This window comes from Streptomyces sp. NPDC047841 (assembly GCF_040704085.1).
Lineage (GTDB): Bacteria > Actinomycetota > Actinomycetes > Streptomycetales > Streptomycetaceae > Streptomyces > Streptomyces argyrophylli.
The window spans coordinates 1-18,089 of sequence record NZ_JBEYRP010000062.1 but is presented as its reverse complement, the minus strand read 5'-3'; the positions used below and the strand labels follow the sequence as shown (position 1 = coordinate 18,089).

At 70.7% G+C, this 18,089-nt stretch carries 15 protein-coding genes, 1 rRNA gene, 1 pseudogene and 1 riboswitch; of the genes and pseudogenes, 12 read left to right on the top strand and 5 right to left on the bottom strand.

The features are described 5' to 3' along the window. The 11 genes from rrf to AB0947_RS41800 form a co-directional block, all read left to right on the top strand. Positions 1-95 (top strand): 5S ribosomal RNA (rrf, locus tag AB0947_RS41850); the annotation flags it as partial. A gap of 107 nt (positions 96-202) precedes the next feature. Next, entirely contained in the window at positions 203-811 is a 609-nt protein-coding gene (locus tag AB0947_RS41845; RefSeq protein WP_171158316.1) for a CDP-alcohol phosphatidyltransferase family protein, read from the top strand. 113 nt (positions 812-924) lie between these two features. Further along, entirely contained in the window at positions 925-3,420 is a 2,496-nt protein-coding gene (locus AB0947_RS41840; protein ID WP_366755614.1) for a mannose-1-phosphate guanyltransferase, read from the top strand. A 130-nt stretch (positions 3,421-3,550) separates the two neighbouring features. Beyond that, positions 3,551-4,459: a DUF881 domain-containing protein gene (locus AB0947_RS41835; RefSeq protein WP_366755613.1), complete on the top strand. Its 909-nt coding sequence runs from the start codon at positions 3,551-3,553 to the stop codon at positions 4,457-4,459. Then, complete coding sequence (locus AB0947_RS41830; RefSeq protein ID WP_003988855.1) at positions 4,456-4,788, top strand: small basic family protein; 333 nt, start codon at positions 4,456-4,458, stop codon at positions 4,786-4,788. The genes AB0947_RS41835 and AB0947_RS41830 overlap by 4 nt, the downstream gene beginning before the upstream one ends. A 5-nt stretch (positions 4,789-4,793) precedes the next feature. Further along, complete coding sequence (locus tag AB0947_RS41825) at positions 4,794-5,657, top strand: DUF881 domain-containing protein (RefSeq protein WP_366755612.1); 864 nt, start codon at positions 4,794-4,796, stop codon at positions 5,655-5,657. A 190-nt stretch (positions 5,658-5,847) separates the two neighbouring features. Next, complete coding sequence (locus AB0947_RS41820) at positions 5,848-6,678, top strand: FHA domain-containing protein (protein ID WP_366755611.1); 831 nt, start codon at positions 5,848-5,850, stop codon at positions 6,676-6,678. A 44-nt stretch (positions 6,679-6,722) separates the two neighbouring features. Beyond that, positions 6,723-7,460 carry a MerR family transcriptional regulator gene (locus AB0947_RS41815; protein WP_366755610.1) on the top strand — a complete coding sequence of 246 codons (738 nt, stop codon included), beginning with the start codon at positions 6,723-6,725 and terminating at the stop codon, positions 7,458-7,460. A gap of 85 nt (positions 7,461-7,545) precedes the next feature. After that, positions 7,546-8,019 (top strand): bifunctional nuclease family protein, encoded by a 474-nt coding sequence (locus tag AB0947_RS41810; protein ID WP_026253112.1) that lies wholly within the window; start codon positions 7,546-7,548, stop codon positions 8,017-8,019. 259 nt (positions 8,020-8,278) lie between these two features. Continuing rightward, on the top strand, positions 8,279-8,962 hold the full coding sequence (locus tag AB0947_RS41805; RefSeq protein ID WP_366755609.1) for a MerR family transcriptional regulator: 684 nt from the start codon (positions 8,279-8,281) through the stop codon (positions 8,960-8,962). A 78-nt stretch (positions 8,963-9,040) separates the two neighbouring features. Continuing rightward, the gene (locus tag AB0947_RS41800; protein ID WP_366755608.1) at positions 9,041-10,531 is read left to right on the top strand and encodes a DNA polymerase IV; all 1,491 of its coding nucleotides are present in this window, start codon (positions 9,041-9,043) and stop codon (positions 10,529-10,531) included. Here AB0947_RS41800 and AB0947_RS41795 read toward each other — a convergent pair. Next, entirely contained in the window at positions 10,453-10,824 is a 372-nt protein-coding gene (locus AB0947_RS41795; RefSeq protein WP_366755607.1) for a PRC-barrel domain-containing protein, read from the bottom strand. The two genes, AB0947_RS41800 and AB0947_RS41795, sit on opposite strands and share 79 nt — an antisense overlap. 119 nt (positions 10,825-10,943) lie before the next feature. Continuing rightward, a riboswitch (glycine riboswitch) is annotated at positions 10,944-11,038 on the top strand. 174 nt (positions 11,039-11,212) lie between these two features. Here AB0947_RS41795 and gcvP point away from each other — a divergent pair. After that, positions 11,213-14,098, top strand: coding sequence for an aminomethyl-transferring glycine dehydrogenase (gene gcvP / locus AB0947_RS41790; protein WP_366755606.1), 2,886 nt, complete (start codon positions 11,213-11,215; stop codon positions 14,096-14,098). Positions 14,099-14,136: 38 nt separating this feature from the next. On the opposite strand, the pseudogene AB0947_RS41785 reads toward gcvP, so the two are convergent. The 4 genes and pseudogenes from AB0947_RS41785 to modB form a co-directional block, all read right to left on the bottom strand. Beyond that, positions 14,137-15,374: pseudogene (locus AB0947_RS41785) on the bottom strand (IS30 family transposase). A 163-nt stretch (positions 15,375-15,537) separates the two neighbouring features. Then, entirely contained in the window at positions 15,538-15,957 is a 420-nt protein-coding gene (locus tag AB0947_RS41780; protein ID WP_366755605.1) for a TOBE domain-containing protein, read from the bottom strand. A gap of 28 nt (positions 15,958-15,985) precedes the next feature. After that, positions 15,986-17,212, bottom strand: coding sequence for an ABC transporter ATP-binding protein (locus AB0947_RS41775; RefSeq protein WP_366755604.1), 1,227 nt, complete (start codon positions 17,210-17,212; stop codon positions 15,986-15,988). Continuing rightward, positions 17,209-18,048 carry a molybdate ABC transporter permease subunit gene (gene modB, locus AB0947_RS41770; protein ID WP_366755603.1) on the bottom strand — a complete coding sequence of 280 codons (840 nt, stop codon included), beginning with the start codon at positions 18,046-18,048 and terminating at the stop codon, positions 17,209-17,211. The genes AB0947_RS41775 and modB overlap by 4 nt, the downstream gene beginning before the upstream one ends. Positions 18,049-18,089: the final 41 nt, after the last annotated feature.

Below are 18,089 nucleotides of genomic sequence, written 5' to 3'. Positions count from 1 at the left end.
AAACGCCCGGTTACATTCCGAACCCGGAAGCTAAGCCTCACAGCGCCGATGGTACTGCAGGGGGGACCCTGTGGGAGAGTAGGACGCCGCCGAACTCCTTTTGAAGCTCCGGCTCTTGGGCACTGCCCAGGGGCCGGAGCTTTTTTGCGTTGAGGTAAGGTCAGGGGGCATCATCGGTTCATTTCGCACAGGAGGCCCCCGGGTGGAGGTCCAGGAGACCCGCGTCCAGACAGACCGGGTCCTCACCATCCCCAACATCCTCAGCATGGCGCGGCTCGTCGGCGTACCCCTCTTCCTGTGGTTGATCCTCAGGCCGGAGTTCGGCGGCCCCAAGAGCGATGGCTGGGCCCTCCTCGTGCTGGCGCTCAGCGGGATCAGCGACTACCTGGACGGCAAGCTCGCCCGGCGCTGGAACCAGATCAGCAGCCTCGGCCGGCTGCTCGACCCCGCGGCCGACCGGCTCTACGTCCTGTCCACACTGCTCGGGCTGACCTGGCGGGAGATCCTCCCGCTCTGGCTCACCGCCCTCCTGCTGGCCCGGGAGCTGGTCCTCCTGGTCATGGTGGGCATCCTCCGTCGGCACGGCTATCCGCCGCCGCAGGTGAACTTCCTCGGCAAGGCCGCCACGTTCAACCTCATGTACGCCTTCCCGCTCCTGCTCCTCAGCGACGGAAACGGATGGATCGCGTCACTCGCTGCAGTTTTCGGGTGGGCTTTCGCCGGATGGGGTACAACCCTCTATTGGTGGGCAGGAGTGCTGTACGTAGTACAAGTCCGCCGTCTGGTGCGCGCGGACGCCGTGGCCGATTGAGCCCGTCTCTTGTCTGGACAAAGTCGTCCGATGGCCGCCCGCCCTGAAATGCGGGACACTTTGGACGGGTGAAGTCGGCTAGACAGTCATCTCTTTAGGAGGACGCTTCCGACATGAAGGCCGTCGTGATGGCCGGCGGCGAGGGCACACGCCTTCGCCCAATGACCTCCAGCATGCCCAAGCCGCTCCTGCCCGTGGCGAATCGCCCGATCATGGAGCACGTGCTGCGACTGCTCAAAAAGCACGGGCTCAACGAGACCGTGGTCACGGTGCAGTTCCTGGCGTCCCTCGTAAAGAACTACTTCGGTGACGGCGAAGAGCTCGGCATGGAGCTCACGTACGCCAACGAGGAGAAGCCACTCGGTACCGCCGGAAGCGTCAAGAACGCCGAGGAGGCGCTGAAGGACGATGCCTTCCTCGTCATCTCCGGCGATGCCCTGACGGACTTCGACCTCACCGATCTGATCAATTTCCACAAGGAGAAGGGTGCTCTGGTCACGGTCTGCCTGACCCGTGTGCCCAATCCGCTGGAGTTCGGCATCACCATCGTCGACGAGGAAGGCAAGGTCGAACGCTTCCTGGAGAAGCCGACCTGGGGGCAGGTCTTCTCGGACACGGTGAACACCGGCATCTACGTCATGGAGCCGGAGGTCTTCAACTACGTCGAAGCCGATGTGCCCGTCGACTGGTCCGGCGATGTCTTCCCGCAGCTGATGAAGGAAGGCAAGCCGATCTACGGCTATGTCGCCGAGGGCTACTGGGAGGACGTCGGCACGCACGAGAGCTATGTGAAGGCCCAGGCGGACGTCCTCGAGGGCAAGGTCAACGTCGACATCGACGGCTTCGAGATCTCGCCGGGCGTCTGGGTGGCCGAGGGCGCCGAGGTGCATCCCGACGCCGTGCTGCGCGGACCGCTGTACATCGGCGACTACGCGAAGGTCGAGGCCGGCGCGGAGATCCGGGAGCACACCGTCGTCGGCTCCAATGTCGTCGTCAAGAGCGGTGCCTTCCTGCACAAGGCCGTCGTGCACGACAACGTGTACATCGGGCAGCACAGCAATCTGCGCGGCTGTGTCGTCGGCAAGAACACCGACATCATGCGTGCGGCCCGGATCGAGGACGGCGCGGTCATCGGTGACGAGTGCCTGATCGGTGAGGAATCGATCGTCCAGGGTAACGTCCGCGTCTACCCGTTCAAGACCATCGAGGCCGGCGCCTTCGTCAACACCTCGGTGATCTGGGAGTCCCGGGGGCAGGCCCATCTGTTCGGCGCGCGGGGCGTCTCCGGCATCCTGAACGTGGAGATCACGCCGGAACTGGCGGTGCGGCTCGCCGGTGCCTACGCGACGACCCTGAAGAAGGGCTCCACCGTCACCACGGCCCGCGACCACTCCCGGGGCGCCCGGGCGCTCAAGCGGGCGGTGATCTCCGCGCTCCAGGCCAGCGCCATCGACGTACGCGACCTGGAGAACGTACCGCTGCCCGTGGCCCGGCAGCAGACCGCGCGCGGCAGTGCCGGCGGCATCATGATCCGGACCTCGCCGGGTGTCCCGGACTCGGTCGACATCATGTTCTTCGACGGACAGGGCGCGGACCTCTCCCAGGGCAGCCAGCGCAAGCTCGACCGGGTGTTCGCACGCCAGGAGTACCGGCGCGCGTTCCCCGGTGAGATCGGTGACCTGCACTTCCCGGCCAGCGTCTTCGACTCGTACACCGGATCGCTGCTGCGGAACGTCGACACGACCGGGATAGCCGAGTCGGGCCTCAAGGTGGTCGTGGACGCCTCGAACGGCAGTGCCGGGCTCGTGCTGCCCAGCCTGCTCGGCAAGCTCGGTGTGGACTCGCTGACCATCAACCCGGGTCTGGACGAGTCCCGGCCCACCGAGACGGCCGAGATGCGGCGCAAGGGGCTGGTGCGGCTCGGTGAGATCGTGGCCTCCTCGGGTGCCGCGTTCGGCGTCCGGTTCGACCCCGTCGGCGAGCGGCTGTCGCTCGTGGACGAGAAGGGCCGGATCATCGAGGACGACCGGGCGCTGCTGGTGATGCTGGACCTGGTGGCCGCCGAGCGGCGCAGCGGCCGGGTGGCGCTGCCGGTCACCACGACCCGGATCGCCGAGCAGGTGGCCGCGTACCACGGCACCCAGGTCGAGTGGACGACGACCTCGCCGGACGACCTCACGCGCGTGGGGCGCGAGGAGGGCACCATCTTCGGCGGCGACGGCAAGGGCGGGTTCATCGTGCCCGAGTTCAGCGGTGTGTACGACGGCACGGCCGCCTTCGTACGCCTGATCGGGCTCGTGGCGCGGACCCAGCTCACGCTGAGCCAGATCGACGCCCGGATCCCGCGGGCGCACGTCCTCAAGCGGGACCTGGCGACGCCGTGGGCCGTCAAGGGCCTGGTGATGCGCCGGGTCGTCGAGGCGGCGGGGGACCGCTCCGTCGACACGACCGACGGTGTGCGGGTCGTGGAGACCGACGGGCGCTGGGTGATGGTGCTGCCCGACCCGGCCGAGGCGGTTACCCACCTGTGGGCGGAAGGGCCGGACGACGCCTCCGCGCAGGCCCTGCTGGACGAGTGGGCGGCGGTCGTGGACAGCGCCGGCCGGTGAGCGTGGGCGGCTGAGAACGGCAAAACCCGCGGCACGCGTGCGTGCCGGACAAGTGTCCCCAAGGGGGCCTGTCCGGCACGCCGGTGGGGCCGTTCGGAGGTACTGCTCGCGACATGCGACGATGTGCGGCATGCCGCAGCAACCCCCCGTTCGGAGCAGCCCGACGCGGCCGCAGCGCCCGGACGCCTCCATGTCGTTGATCACCAACGTCATGGACCACAGCCTCGACGACGGGTACGCCGAGGCCGCCGCCCGCAGGAAGTCCGAGGGCGAGGGCGGCCTGCCGAAGACGCTCCGGGCCAAGCTGGGCCTGGCCGCCGGCCTCGTCCTCGCGGCGCTCGTCGTGACCGTGGGCGCGGCCCAGGCGCGCGTGGCGGCGCCCGTGGTGGCCAAGGAGCGCCAGGAACTGATCGACCGCATCGACAGCGAGACAGCGGCCGCCGACAAGCTCGAAAGCACCGTCGACACCCTGCGTGACGATGTGAGTGCGCGGCAGCGGGCGGCCCTGAAATCGAGCGGGGGCAGCGCCGAGGCGGACCTGGTGGGTCTGTTGTCGGGTGCCACCGCGGTGCACGGTCCCGGTGTCAAACTCGTCGTGAACGACGCCAAGGAGGCGAGCGGCGGCGGGGGCGGGGCCAACCCCCGGGAGACGTCGGGCTTCTCCGACACCGGCCGGGTACGGGACCGTGACATGCAGCGCGTGGTCAACGGGCTGTGGGCCTCCGGGGCCGAGGCGATCTCCGTCAACGGGCAGCGGCTGACCGCCCTGTCCGCGATCAGGGCGGCGGGTGACGCGATACTGGTCGACAACAGGCCGCTGGTGCCGCCGTACACGGTGCTGGCGGTGGGGGACGGGGAGAGGCTGAGCACCAGGTTCCAGAACAGTGCCGACGGCCTGTATCTGCATGCCCTGGAGGAGAACTACGGCATCCGCGCCACCATCTCCACGGAGGGCGAGGTCCGGTTGCCCGCCGCACCCAGTGTGATCGTACGCACAGCACAGCCGAAGTCCGAGAAAACCGAGAAGGGCACATCGTGATCGCCGTACTGGGCCTCGTCGTGGGAGTCGTGGCCGGCCTGTTGGTCCGGCCCGAGGTTCCGGCGGTCGTCGAGCCGTATCTGCCGATCGCCGTCGTGGCGGCGCTGGACGCCGTCTTCGGTGGTCTGCGGGCCATGCTCGACGGCATCTTCGACGACAAGGTGTTCGTGGTGTCGTTCCTGTCGAACGTGGTCGTCGCCGCCCTCATCGTGTTCCTCGGTGACAAGTTGGGCGTGGGCGCGCAGCTGTCCACGGGTGTCGTCGTGGTCCTGGGTATCCGCATCTTCTCCAACGCCGCGGCGATCCGGCGGCACGTGTTCCGGGCGTGACACCGATGAGCGAGCAGAACGACAGCAACGGCGGCAACGGCCGCGACGACCAGCCGGAGAACCGGTTGCGCAGGGAACTGCCGGCGGAAGTGCCCGCGCCCGCGCCCGAGGCCGGGCAGCCGTCCGCCGGCGAGCCCCAGCAGCCGTTGACGGGCCGGCAGCGGCTCGTCAAGGGGCTGTGGCCGCCGCGCTTCACGCGTGCCCAACTCATCGTGGCGGTGCTGCTGTTCGGCCTGGGTTTCGGCCTGGCCGTGCAGGTGGCGTCCAACAGTGACAGCGACGGCGCGCTGCGCGGGGCCCGCCAAGAAGATCTTGTGCGCATCCTCGATGAACTGGATTCGCGTACTCAGCGTCTTCAGGACGAGAAGCAGGGACTCGACAAGCAGCGTCAGGAGTTGCAGAGCAGCTCCGACCAGGCCGCGGAGGCGCGCCGGCAGACCGCCGAGAAGGAGAGACAACTCGGCATCCTGGCGGGCACCGTGGCGGCGCAGGGTCCCGGCATCACCATGACGATCGAGGACACGAAGGGGACGGTCCAGGCGGACATGCTGCTCGACGCGATCCAGGAGCTGCGCGCGGCCGGTGCGGAGGCGATCGAGGTCAACGGGGTGCGGGTGGTGGCCGGCACCTACTTCACCGACTCCGGCAAGAGCGTGAGCGTCGACGGGAACAAGATCAACGCCCCCTATCGTTTCAAGGTCATCGGCAAGCCGCAGGACCTCGAGCCCGCGCTGAACATCCCGGGAGGCGTGGTGCAGACTCTGGAGAAGGAGCAGGCCACGGTGACCGTCGAGCGGTCGGACAAGATCGTCGTGGATGCCTTGCGACAGGCGAAGCGGCCTGACTACGCTCGGTCGTCCTCCCAGTGAACCGGCGGTGCATGGTGGCCGTCCGGCAGGGGCATGAGGTTGCGGGGGGTCGGCGCACCGAAGGGGTGGTGCGTGGTGGAAACTGTCTGGTGGATACGGACGTTGTGAGAATGTCCGGCTCGGCCGGTGTAGGCAATCAGGGTTCGTCCTGCCCCACGGGCGGGTCTGTTTCGGTCAAGGGGAATCGCCCGTGAAGTTGTTTGCGAAGTTGTTCGGCAAGAGCGCGCGAGAGGGCAGCGACAACGCGACCGCTCGTCATCGCGCACAGCCTGACGCGGAGGGCCAGCGCCCGCTGTTCCGGGACCAGGTCGCTGGTCCGGGCGGTGACATTTCGGGAGGTCAGGGCGCGGCGTCTGTTGACCCTGCCCAGTCCGGCGGCATAGGTTTCGGGCAACCGTCAACCTCAGGTACGGGTGGAGGGTTCGCCCCCGGCCCGTACGCGTCCAACGCCCCGGCGGGGCAGCCGCGGCAGGAGGATCCGTCTATGTCGGTCCTGGTATGTACGAGGTGCGGTAACCGGAACGCGCAGAACGCCCGGTTCTGCTCCAACTGCGGGGCGCCGCTGCGTCCCGGGCTGACGCCCGAGCGGGCCTCCGAGACGACGTCCACGATCTCGATCTCGGGCCTGGAGGCCTACGACTCCGAGGCGACCGGCCAGACGCCGCTGCCGATGCTCTCCCCGGAGGCGCAGGCCGCGGTGGACGCGCTGCCGTTGGGCTCGGCGCTGCTGGTGGTGCGCCGGGGGCCGAACTCGGGCAGCCGCTTCCTGCTGGACAGCGACCTGACCACGGCCGGCCGGCACCCGCAGAGCGACATCTTCCTGGACGACGTGACCGTCTCCCGGCGCCACGTGGAGTTCCGGCGCTCCCCGGACGGCTCCTTCACGGTGGCCGACGTGGGCAGCCTGAACGGCACGTACGTCAACCGGGAGCGCATCGACCAGGTCGCCCTGTCGAACGGCGACGAGGTGCAGATCGGCAAGTACCGGCTGGTGTTCTACGCGAGCCGGCAGGGCATCTGACCCGCCCCCGGACCGACGTCCGGGGGGACCCCCAGGGAAGGTCCATGCTTCAAACACCGAGCGGCGGTGCCGGAAGCGGTACCGCCGCCAGGGACAGTGGGCTGATGAGCATCGGCACGGTGCTGAACGTGCTGCGCGACGAGTTTCCCGAAGTCACCATCTCCAAGATCCGCTTCCTGGAGTCGGAGGGACTCATCGAGCCGCAGCGGACCCCGTCGGGGTACCGCAAGTTCAGCGCCGGGGACGTCGAGCGCCTCGGTCACGTCCTGCGGATGCAGCGGGACCACTACCTGCCGCTCAAGGTGATCCGTGAGCATCTGGACGCCATGGAGCGGGGTGAGGCCGTCCCGCTGCCCGTGGTGGGCCGCCAGCGCACCGCGGAGGAGGCGCCCGCGCGCGTGGAAGGGCCGACGGTGGCCAGGATCGGCAGGTCCGAGCTGCTGGCCGCCGCGGACATCGACGAGAGCGACCTGAAGGAGTGGGAGTCCTACGGGCTCCTCGCTCCGCTGGAGGACGGGGCGTACGACGCCGAGGCCGTCACCGTGGCCTCGCTCATCACCGAGCTGGGCCGGTTCGGGATCGAGCCGCGCCACCTTCGGGTGATGAAGGCCGCCGCCGACCGGGAGGCGGGCCTGGTCGACCAGGTGGTGGCCCCGCTCAAGCGCCACCGCAACCCGCAGACCAGGGCACACGCCGAGGCCCGTACGAAGGAGCTGGCGGCCCTGACGGTGAGGCTGCACGCGGCCTTGGTGAAGACCGCTCTCGGCGTCCGGCTGCCCTGAGACGGCGGGCCGGGGAGCGGCCGGATCGGGCACCTGTTCCCGGCCCGACTACCCAAACGTCCCGGGCACGGCCTAGGGTTGCTGTGTGAACGAGCTCGATGTCGTAGGTGTCCGGGTCGAAATGCCCTCCAACCAACCGATCGTGCTCCTGCGCGAAGTGGGAGGCGATCGTTACCTCCCCATCTGGATCGGGCCGGGGGAGGCGACGGCGATCGCCTTCGCCCAGCAGGGCATGGCCCCCGCGCGACCGCTGACCCACGACCTGTTCAAGGACGTGCTGGAGGCCGTCGGCCAGGAGCTGACCGAAGTGCGCATCACCGATCTGCGGGAAGGTGTCTTCTACGCGGAGCTGGTGTTCGCCAGTGGGGTCGAGGTCAGCGCCCGCCCCTCCGATGCCATAGCGCTCGCCCTGCGCACCGGAACGCCGATCTACGGCAGTGACACGGTGCTGGACGACGCCGGCATCGCCATTCCGGACGAGCAGGAGGACGAGGTGGAGAAGTTCCGCGAGTTCCTCGACCAGATCTCGCCCGAGGACTTCGGCACCAGCAGCCAGTGAGTCCCGGGACCCGCCCGTCCGCCCCGGTGTTGCCGGGGCGGACGGCGGCCCGGCACGGTCCGCGCCCCGGCAATTGCCTCCGGCCAGTGAGAGCGTCCTACGGCCCCCCGCCAGCGCATTCGGCTAGCCTTTCCCCGCGGTGGGACACGGGAAACCACTCCTTGGGTGATTATCACTCGGCGTGCCGAGTGTGGCGATCGTTGACGCACCCCTGGTGACTGCCTACCGTCGAGAAGGCAGGTCAAGGACGGAGGTCGGCGTGAGAACGAGCGGCGACGGTACGGCTGGGGGTGCCCCCGGACGCGGTTTCGGGGAGAGCGGTCCGTACCCGCCCCCGAGCTCGCGGCCGCGATCCGGCGGGGGTCATGCCCATCCCGGCAGCGCGGTGGAGCAGGCTCCGCAGCTGCCGACGGCGGTGCCGAACGGCGGAGGGGTGGCGTCCATGGCGTCCGAGGAGATCGGCTACCGCGGGCCCACGGCCTGCGCGGCTGCCGGCATCACCTACCGGCAGCTCGACTACTGGGCGCGCACCGGTCTGGTCGAGCCCAGCGTCCGGCCCGCCTACGGGTCGGGCACCCAGCGTCTGTACAGCTTCCGGGACGTCGTCGTCCTGAAGATCGTGAAGCGGTTCCTGGACACCGGGGTGTCCCTGCAGAACATCCGCACGGCCGTCCAGCACCTCAGGGAACGCGGTTTCCGTGACCTGGAGCGGATGACCCTGATGAGCGACGGCGCCACCGTGTACGAGTGCACCTCGCCGGACGAGGTCCACGCCCTGCTCCAGGGCGGTCAGGGGATCTTCGGCATCGCTGTCGGCGTGGTGTGGCGGGACGTGGAAAGCGCCCTCTCCCAGCTGCACGGCGAGCGCATCGACACGGGCGAGACCCTGGTCGGGCACAACCCGGCGGACGAGCTGGCGCGGCGCCGCAACCGGGCGGTCTGACGCCGAGTCCGACCGCCGGACCAATCCCGGGGTTCCCAGGCCCCCGGATTGTCAGTGCCGTGGTGCAGCATCGGGGATGTGAGAAACGCGCCCACGATCCTGCATCTCGACATGGATGCCTTCTACGCCTCGGTGGAGCAGGCGTCCAAGCCGAGCCTGCGCGGGAAAGCGGTGGTCGTGGGCGGGCTCGGACCGCGCGGGGTGGTGGCGACCGCGTCGTACGAGGCACGGGTGTTCGGGGTCCACTCGGCGATGCCCATGGCCCAGGCGCGCCGGCTGGCTCCCAACGCGGCGTACCTGCTGCCGCGCTTCACCCTGTACCGGACGATCAGCGACCAGGTGATGGCGCTGCTGCGGGAGCTGTCACCGCTGGTCGAGCCGCTGAGCCTGGACGAGGCGTTCGTGGACCTGGAGGCCGGGGCAATGGCCTGGGACGGGGAGTCGGCGCGACGGACGGGGGAGAAGCTGCGCGCGGACATCCGGGCGGTCACCGGGCTCACCGGGTCGGTGGGACTCGCCGCCTCCAAGATGCTCGCGAAGATCGCCTCCGAGCAGGCGAAGCCGGACGGCCTGCGGCTGATCGAGCCGGGCACGGAGCGGGCGCTGCTGGCACCGTTGCCGGTGCGCACCCTGCCGGGCGTCGGACCGGCGACCGGGGACCATCTGCGCCGGGCCGGGATCACCACGGTGGAGGAGCTGGCGGAGGCCGGCGAGGACGAGTTGGTCCGGCTGCTCGGCAAGGCGCACGGTCAGGCGCTGTACGCCATGGCGCTGGCGCGGGACGAGCGGCCCGTGGTGGCCGAGCGGGAGGCTAAGTCGGTGTCCGTGGAGGACACGTACGACGTGGACATCCACGACCGGCTGCGGGTCGGCCTGGAGGTGCGGCGGCTGGCCGACCGGTGTGTAGGGCGGCTGCGCGAGGCCGGGCTGTCGGGGCGGACCATCGTGCTGAAGGTGCGGCGGTACGACTTCTCCACCCTGACCCGCTCCGAGACGCTGAGGGGGCCCACCGACGACCCCGTGGTCATCCGCGAGGCGGCGGCGCGGCTGCTGGACTCCGTGGACACCACGGGCGGGGTGCGGCTGCTCGGGGTGGGGGTGTCCGGGCTCGCCGACTACACGCAGGAGGACCTGTTCGCGCAGGCGAGCCCGGTGCCCGTGGCGGAGGAGCCGGAGAAGGGTGCGGTGGAGGCCGTCGTGGAGCGGGCGGAGCCCGTCGAGCGGGAGTGGCGGGCCGGGCAGGACGTGCGCCATACGGAGTACGGGCACGGATGGGTGCAGGGGAGCGGGCTGGGGCGGGTGACCGTGCGGTTCGAGACGCCCCAGTCCGCTCCGGGGCGGGTGCGGACGTTCTTCGTCGACGATCCCGCGCTGGCGGGCGCCGAACCGTTGCCGCTGGTCACGGAGCCCGGCCCGCCCGGCCGTCCGGGGCCGCCGAGCAGCGACCCGCACGGCGGGGCTCCGGCCCGGACCCCGGAAGGAACCGCGGGTCAGGGCTCCTCCGACCCCGCCAGCTTGCCGAAGTCGCGGTCCGGGACCTTGGGGGGTGGGGCCACGTCGAGGCCGTAGTGGTGGTAGAGCTGCAGTTCCTGTTCGGGGGAGAGGTGGCGGCCCACGCCGAAGTCGGGGGCGTCCTTGATCAGGGCGCGCTCGAAGGGGACGTGCAGGGTGTCGTCGACCAGTTCGCTGGGCTCCAGGGGCACGAAGGCGTCGCGGGAGAACAGGCCGGTGCGTATGGCGGCCCACTCGGGCACGCCGGTCGCGTCGTCCAGGTACACCTCGTCGATGGTGCCGATCTTGGTGCCGTTGCGGTCGAACGCCTTGCGGCCGATCAGGTTGCGTGGATCGATGTCGGTCTGCACGGTTCCTCTCCCTCCACGTGGTCGCACCTCATCCGTAAGCACTACGAAAGAGCACATTCAAGGAGGCGGCCACTCGAAGACCCCGGCGTTGACCTCGCTGGTAGGCTGACAGCGGCTGCTGACCCCGTGCGGGAGAGTCCTCCGACCACCTCGGAGGCGCCGAAGGAGCAAATCCTCCCCGGAATCTCTCAGGCTCACGTACCGCACGGACGAGGTCACTCTGGAAAGCAGGGCGGATGTCGACGGCTTCCGCCCTCACCGACGGGGAAAGCCGGTGCCCGCGGGCGTCCGGTGAAGCTCTCAGGTCGAGATGACAGAGGGGGAGGCCGTCGGGGTGCCCGCGCCGTGGTGCCCCTCGCAGGTCGCGTCAGACCAGGAGGCCTCCGCAATGACCGCCCATCGCATTCCGCTCTCCGAACTCGAAGCGGGCACCCCGTTCGAGCAGCGCCACATCGGGCCCGACCAGGAGGCGCGGGCCAAGATGCTCGCGCAGGCCGGCTACGGCTCGCTCGACGAGCTGACCGCCGCGGCGGTGCCGGATGTGATCAAGAACGCCGATGCCCTGGACCTGCCGGGCGCGCGTACCGAGGCCGAGGTGCTCGCCGAGCTGCGCTCGCTCGCCGACCGCAACCAGGTCCTCGGCTCCATGATCGGCCTGGGCTACTACGGCACCTTCACGCCGCCCGTCGTCCTGCGCAACGTCATGGAGAACCCGGCCTGGTACACGGCGTACACGCCGTACCAGCCGGAGATCTCCCAGGGCCGCCTGGAGGCCCTGCTGAACTTCCAGACGATGGTCGCCGATCTGACCGGCCTGCCCACCTCCGGCGCCTCCCTGCTGGACGAGGGCACCGCCGCCGCCGAGGCCATGGCGCTGTCCCGGCGCATGGGCAAGAACAAGAAGGGGCTGTTCCTGGTCGACGCGGACGCGCTGCCGCAGACCATCGCGGTGATCGAGACCCGCGCCGAGCCGACCGGCGTCGAGGTCGTCGTGGCCGACCTCGGCGACGGCATCCCGGCGGACATCGCCGAACGCGAGATCAACGGCGTGCTGATCCAGTACCCGGGTGCCTCGGGTGCCGTACGGGACATCAAGCCCCTCATCGACCAGGCGCACGAGCTGGGCGCCCTGGTCACGGTCGCCGCCGACCTGCTCGCGCTGACCCTGCTGACCTCGCCGGGCGAGCTCGGGGCGGACATCGCCGTCGGCACGACCCAGCGCTTCGGCGTGCCGATGGGCTTCGGCGGCCCGCACGCCGGCTACATGGCCGTGCACGAGAAGTTCGCCCGCAGCCTCCCCGGCCGGCTCGTCGGCGTCTCCGTCGACGTCGACGGCAACAAGGCCTACCGCCTGGCGCTGCAGACCCGTGAGCAGCACATCCGCCGCGAGAAGGCCACCAGCAACATCTGCACGGCCCAGGTGCTGCTCGCCGTGATGGCCGGCATGTACGCCGTCTACCACGGGCCGGAGGGCCTGCGGACCATCGCCCGGCGCACGCACCGGTACGCCACGATCCTCGCCGAGGGCCTGAAGGCCGGCGGCGTGGAGATCGTCCACGGCGCGTACTTCGACACGATCACCGCGCGCGTGCCCGGCCAGGCCGCCGCGGTCGTCGCCGCCGCCCGGGAGAACGGGGTCAACCTGCGGCTCGTCGACGCCGACCACGTCTCGGCGGCCTGCGACGAGACCACCAACCGGGCCCAGCTGGCCGCCGTCTTCGCCGCCTTCGGTGTCGAGGGCGACATCGAGGCGCTGGACGGGGGCGCCGAGGACACCCTGCCCGAGGCGCTGCTGCGCACGGACGCCTACCTCACCCACCCGGTCTTCCACCAGCACCGCTCCGAGACCGCGATGCTGCGCTACCTGCGCAAGCTGGCCGACCGCGACTACGCGCTCGACCGCGGCATGATCCCGCTGGGCTCCTGCACCATGAAGCTCAACGCGACCACCGAGATGGAGCCGGTCACCTGGCCGGAGTTCGGGCAGCTGCACCCCTTCGCGCCCGCCGAGCAGGCCCAGGGCTATCTCACGCTCATCCACGAGCTGGAGGACCGCCTCGCCGAGGTCACCGGCTACGACAAGGTCTCCCTCCAGCCGAACGCCGGTTCCCAGGGCGAACTGGCCGGTCTGCTCGCCGTACGCGGCTACCACCGCGCCAACGGCGACGAGCAGCGGACCGTGTGCCTGATCCCGTCCTCCGCGCACGGCACCAACGCGGCCAGCGCCGTGATGGCCGGCATGAAGGTCGTCGTCGTCAAGACCGCCGAGGACGGCGAGATCGACGTCGAGGACCTGCGCGCCAAGATCGAGCAGTACCGCGACGAGCTGGCGGTGCTGATGATCACCTACCCGTCCACGCACGGGGTGTTCGAGGAGCACGTCGCCGACATCTGCGCCCAGGTGCACGAGGCGGGCGGCCAGGTGTACGTCGACGGGGCCAACCTCAACGCGCTCGTCGGCCTCGCCAAGCCCGGCCACTTCGGCGGTGACGTCTCCCACCTGAACCTGCACAAGACGTTCTGCATCCCGCACGGCGGCGGCGGTCCGGGCGTCGGCCCGGTCGCGGTCCGCTCGCACCTGGCGCCGTACCTGCCGAACCACCCGCTCCAGCCGGAGGCCGGCCCCGAGACGGGCGTGGGCCCGATCTCGGCCGCGCCGTGGGGCAGCGCGGGCATCCTGCCGATCTCGTGGGCGTACGTCCGCCTGATGGGCGGCGAGGGCCTCAAGCGCGCCACGCAGGTCGCGGTGCTCTCCGCGAACTACGTCGCCAAGCGCCTGGAGCCGCACTACCCGGTGCTCTACACCGGTCCCGGCGGCCTCGTGGCGCACGAGTGCATCATCGACCTGCGCCCGCTGACCAAGGCGACCGGCGTGAGCGTGGACGACGTGGCCAAGCGCCTGATCGACTACGGCTTCCACGCGCCGACCATGTCCTTCCCGGTGGCCGGCACGCTGATGATCGAGCCGACCGAGTCCGAGGACCTCGCCGAGCTGGACCGTTTCTGCGATGCGATGATCGCCATCCGCGAGGAGATCGACAAGGTCGGCTCGGGCGCGTGGCCCGCCGAGGACAACCCGCTGCGCAACGCCCCGCACACCGCCGCCGCGCTCGGCGGTGAGTGGACGCACGCCTACAGCCGCGAGGAGGCCGTCTTCCCGGCCGGTGTCTCGGCCGCCGACAAGTACTGGCCGCCGGTGCGCCGCATCGACCAGGCCTACGGCGACCGCAACCTGGTGTGCTCCTGCCCGCCGCTGGACGCCTACGAGGACTGAGCGAACCGCTGACGAAGGCCCCGCCCGGAACGGCGGATTCAACAAATCGTCGCAACACGAGTGTTGGGATCGTTCATCAGGAGCCCGGCGAAGCGCTCGGCTGGGGTGTCCCAGCCGAGCGTCTTCCGGGGCCTGCGGTTCAACTCGGCCGCAGCGGCCTCCAGGTCCTCCCTGGCGTACTTGGAAAGATCCGTCCCCTTCGGGAAGTACTGCCGCAGCAGGCCGTTCGTGTTCTCGTTCGTGCCTCGCTGCCAAGGGCTGTGTGGGGCTCCCAGAAGTAGACCGGGATTCCGGAAGCCGTCGAGAACGCGTAGTGATGCGCCATCTCCGACCCTTGGTCCCAGGTCAGGGATCGCTTGAGGTTGGCCGGGAGGCCGCTGACGGCATCGAGCAGCGCTCTCCGGAAGAACCCGGGAGAGGACCCGTTCGGAAGGTGCACCAGCAGCGTGTAGCGGGTGCTGCGTTCGACCAGAGTGCCGATCGCTGAGCCGTTCTTCGCGCCGACGATCAGGTCACCTTCCCAGTGCCCCGGGACGTGGCGGTCGTTGGCTTCGGCGGGCCGCTGACTGATCAGGACCATCGGGTGAGTGAACCGAGGGGTCCTCTGATTCGGCCGGCGGCGCCGCTTGCGCGTGCTTCGGCCCGTCCGCAGGCGCCGTGAGACCTCCCGCATCAGGCCGGTCCTGGCCTGGGCATACAGGGCTCGGTAGATCGACTCGTGCGTCACACGCATCTCCGGGCGGTCCGGGAAATCGCGACGAAGGATGTGCGCGATCTGCTCGGGGCTCCATTTCTCGTCCAACCGGGCCTGGATGAAATCCCGCAGCTCGGGGCAACGGTCGATCTTCCGGGGCTTGGGCCGCGGCAGTCGTGCCTGCGCCCGTCTGTGAGCGGTGAACGGGCGGTAGTGGGCCGGATGGTTCGGTCTCGTGTCAGGGGTGCCGTTGCGTCGAATCTCCCGGCTGATCGTTGACGGGCTGCGGTTCAGCTCGCCGGCAATTGCCCGTATCGACTTCCTCTCTCGCCTCAGATCAGCGATGCGCACCCGCTCCTCCTCGGACAGGAAGCGGGCAGAGATCAAGCGTGAGCCGTTCCGTTCCTCAGCCCGCGGGTGGGGTTCGAACGCACGGGGGTCCCCGACGATCGGCTGGATCGCGGCCCGAACCGTCTTCCGTCCAGCCTTCGTGGTCTTCACGCGTGCACCGCGCCCGCTGACCCACTCCTGGCCAGTTCGGCGGTTGATGCTGACGATGCGGCTGGCCTCTCTGATACTCACGCCTTCGTGTATCAGTTCGAGGAACCGCTGCTTGACCTCGGGGGGCACCCTCTTGCCGTTCGGGCGCCCCCCGACCGTGCTTCTGTCTTTCATCGCCCACCCGGACGTCGGGTGTTGCGACGTTCAGTAGAACCCGAGGTTCCGGGCGGGGCCTTCGGGCTTCCTACGCCGTCGCCAGCGAGACCTCGGTCGCCTTGATCAGGGCGACGACGTCGGAGCCCACGAACAGGCCGAGGTCCCCGGCCGCGTCCTTCGTGATCGCGGCGGTCAGTTCGCCGCCCTCCACGGCGACCCGGACGGTGGCCATGGCCTCGCCGAGCGAGAGACGGATGACCGTGCCGCGCAGCTGGTTGCGGATCGACAGGCCCTCGACCTGGTTGGCGGCGAGGGAGACCTCCGTCGCCTTCACCAGGGCGGTCACCGGGGAGCCCGGGGCGAGGCCGAGCTGTTCGACGGCCTCCAGGGTGACGGCGGCGGTGAGGTCCTGGCCACCGGAGAGCCGGACTTTGACGGTCGCCATGACTTCGCCCGCGCGCACCTCGGTGACGGTGCCGGGCAGCTGGTTGCGGATGCTCAGGGTCATGGGCACCCACCGTAGAGCGCCGGTCCGCTCAGGCCGGGTATGCGTGAGTCTGCGTCGCTTTGACCGTCGCCCAGACCGGTGCACCCGGGTGCAGGTCCAGCTCGGCGGCGGCGACCGTCGTCAGGTCCGCCGCGAGCGGGAGTTCGCCGGTGAGGTCGGCGCGGATCTGGTCGCCGTGCGTCTCCAGGCCGGCGACCTCGCAGCGCCACAGGTTGCGGGCGCTGGCGCCGGAGGGCCGGTCCCGGAACAGGGTCACGGCGGACGGCGGGAACGCCACGAAGACCGGGCCCGACAGCTCCTCCGTGGTCGTGATCGCGGGGCCGCCGTCGAGCCGTACGGTGTGCCCCGCGGCCTGTCCGCGGTAGAGGTTGAGGCCGACGAGCCGGGCGATGTAGTCCGTGCGGGGGCGGCGGGCGATGTCGGCGGGGGTGCCCTGCTGGACGACCCGGCCGTGCTCCACGACCACCAGCCGGTCCGCGAGCACCATGGCGTCCAGCGGGTCATGGGTGACCAGCACGGAGACCGCCTCGAACTCGGCCAGGTGGCGCCGCAGCTGTGCGCGGACCTCCAGGCGGGTACGGGCGTCCAGGGCCGCCAGCGGCTCGTCGAGGAGCAGCAGCCGGGGGCGGGTGGCCAGGGCGCGGGCGAGGGCCACGCGCTGGGCCTGGCCGCCGGAGAGGTCCCGGGGCCTGGCGCCCGCGTGGGCCGCCAGGCCCATCCGGTCCAGCCAGGCCGCCGCCTGCGCGCGGGCCTCCGCCTTGCGCACGCCCTGGCAGCGGGGGCCGAAGGCGACGTTGTCCAGGGCGGACAGGTGGGGGAAGAGCAGGTAGTCCTGGAAGACGACGCCGACCGGGCGGGACTCCGGGGGTGTGTGGGCCAGGGGGGTCCCGTCCAGGCGGAGGTGACCGTCGGTGAGGGGGGTGAGGCCGGCGAGGGCGCGCAGGGCGGTGGTCTTGCCGGCGCCGTTCGGGCCCAGCAGGGCGAGGACCTCACCGGGGGTGGCCCGCAGGGTGACGTCCAGGCGGAAGCCGCCGCGGTCGACCACGAGGTGGGCGTCCAGGCCGGAGGGCGGGTGCGGGTCCGTGGTGGGGTGCGGTGCGGGGTTGGCGCGGTCGGTTGCGGTGGGGGGCGGTGCGGGGTTCGTGGCGTCGGTGGCTGCGGCGGCGGCCCGGGAGGAACCGGAGCCGTCGGTGGTCGCGGCGGCGGCCCCGGACGGGTCGGTGGCGTCGGTGGGCTTGGGGTGGGGGGTCGTCATGACGTGGTCATCCAGCGGTCCCGGAGGCCCGCCAGTACCGCGATCGACACGGTCAGCAGGACCAGGCTGAGGGAGATGGCGGCCTCGGGGTCGTTCTGCAGGGCCAGGTAGACCGCGAGGGGCATGGTCTGGGTGCGGCCGGGGAAGTTGCCCGCGAACGTGATCGTCGCGCCGAACTCGCCGAGCGCGCGGGCCCAGGCCAGCACCGCGCCGGCCGCGATGCCCGGCGCGATCAGCGGCAGGGTCACCCGGCGGAACGCGGTGAAGCGGGAGGCGCCGAGCGTGGCGGCCGCCTCCTCGTAGCGGGGGTCGGCGGCGCGCAGCGTGCCCTCCACGCTGATCACCAGGAACGGCATCGCGACGAACGCCTCCGCGATGACGACCCCCGCGGTGGTGAACGGCAGGGTGACGCCGAACCACGCGTCGAGCCACCGGCCGATGACGCCGTTGCGGCCCAGGGCGAGCAGGAGGGCCACACCGCCGACCACCGGGGGCAGCACCAGCGGGAGGGTGACCAGGGCGCGTACGAGGCCCCGGCCGGGGAACTCCGTGCGGGCCAGCAGCCAGGCCAGCGGCACACCGAGGACGAGGCTGACGGCGGTCGCCGCGGTGGCGCTGACCAGGGACAGCTGGAGCGCCTGCCACACCTCGGCGCTGGTCAGCCGGTCCGGCAGGCCGCGCCACGGCGCGCGGACGAGCAGGGCGAGCAGCGGCAGCAGCAGGAACGCCAGGGCCAGCACGCCCGGCAGCAGCAGCGGCAGCGGCGCCCCGCGCCGGCCCCCCGTGCCGGCGCGGCGGCGGCGCGGCCGGCCCCGGCGGGGGGGGGGGGAAAGCACCCCACGGGAAAACACTAACCCCAACAAAAAAATGGGGTTGG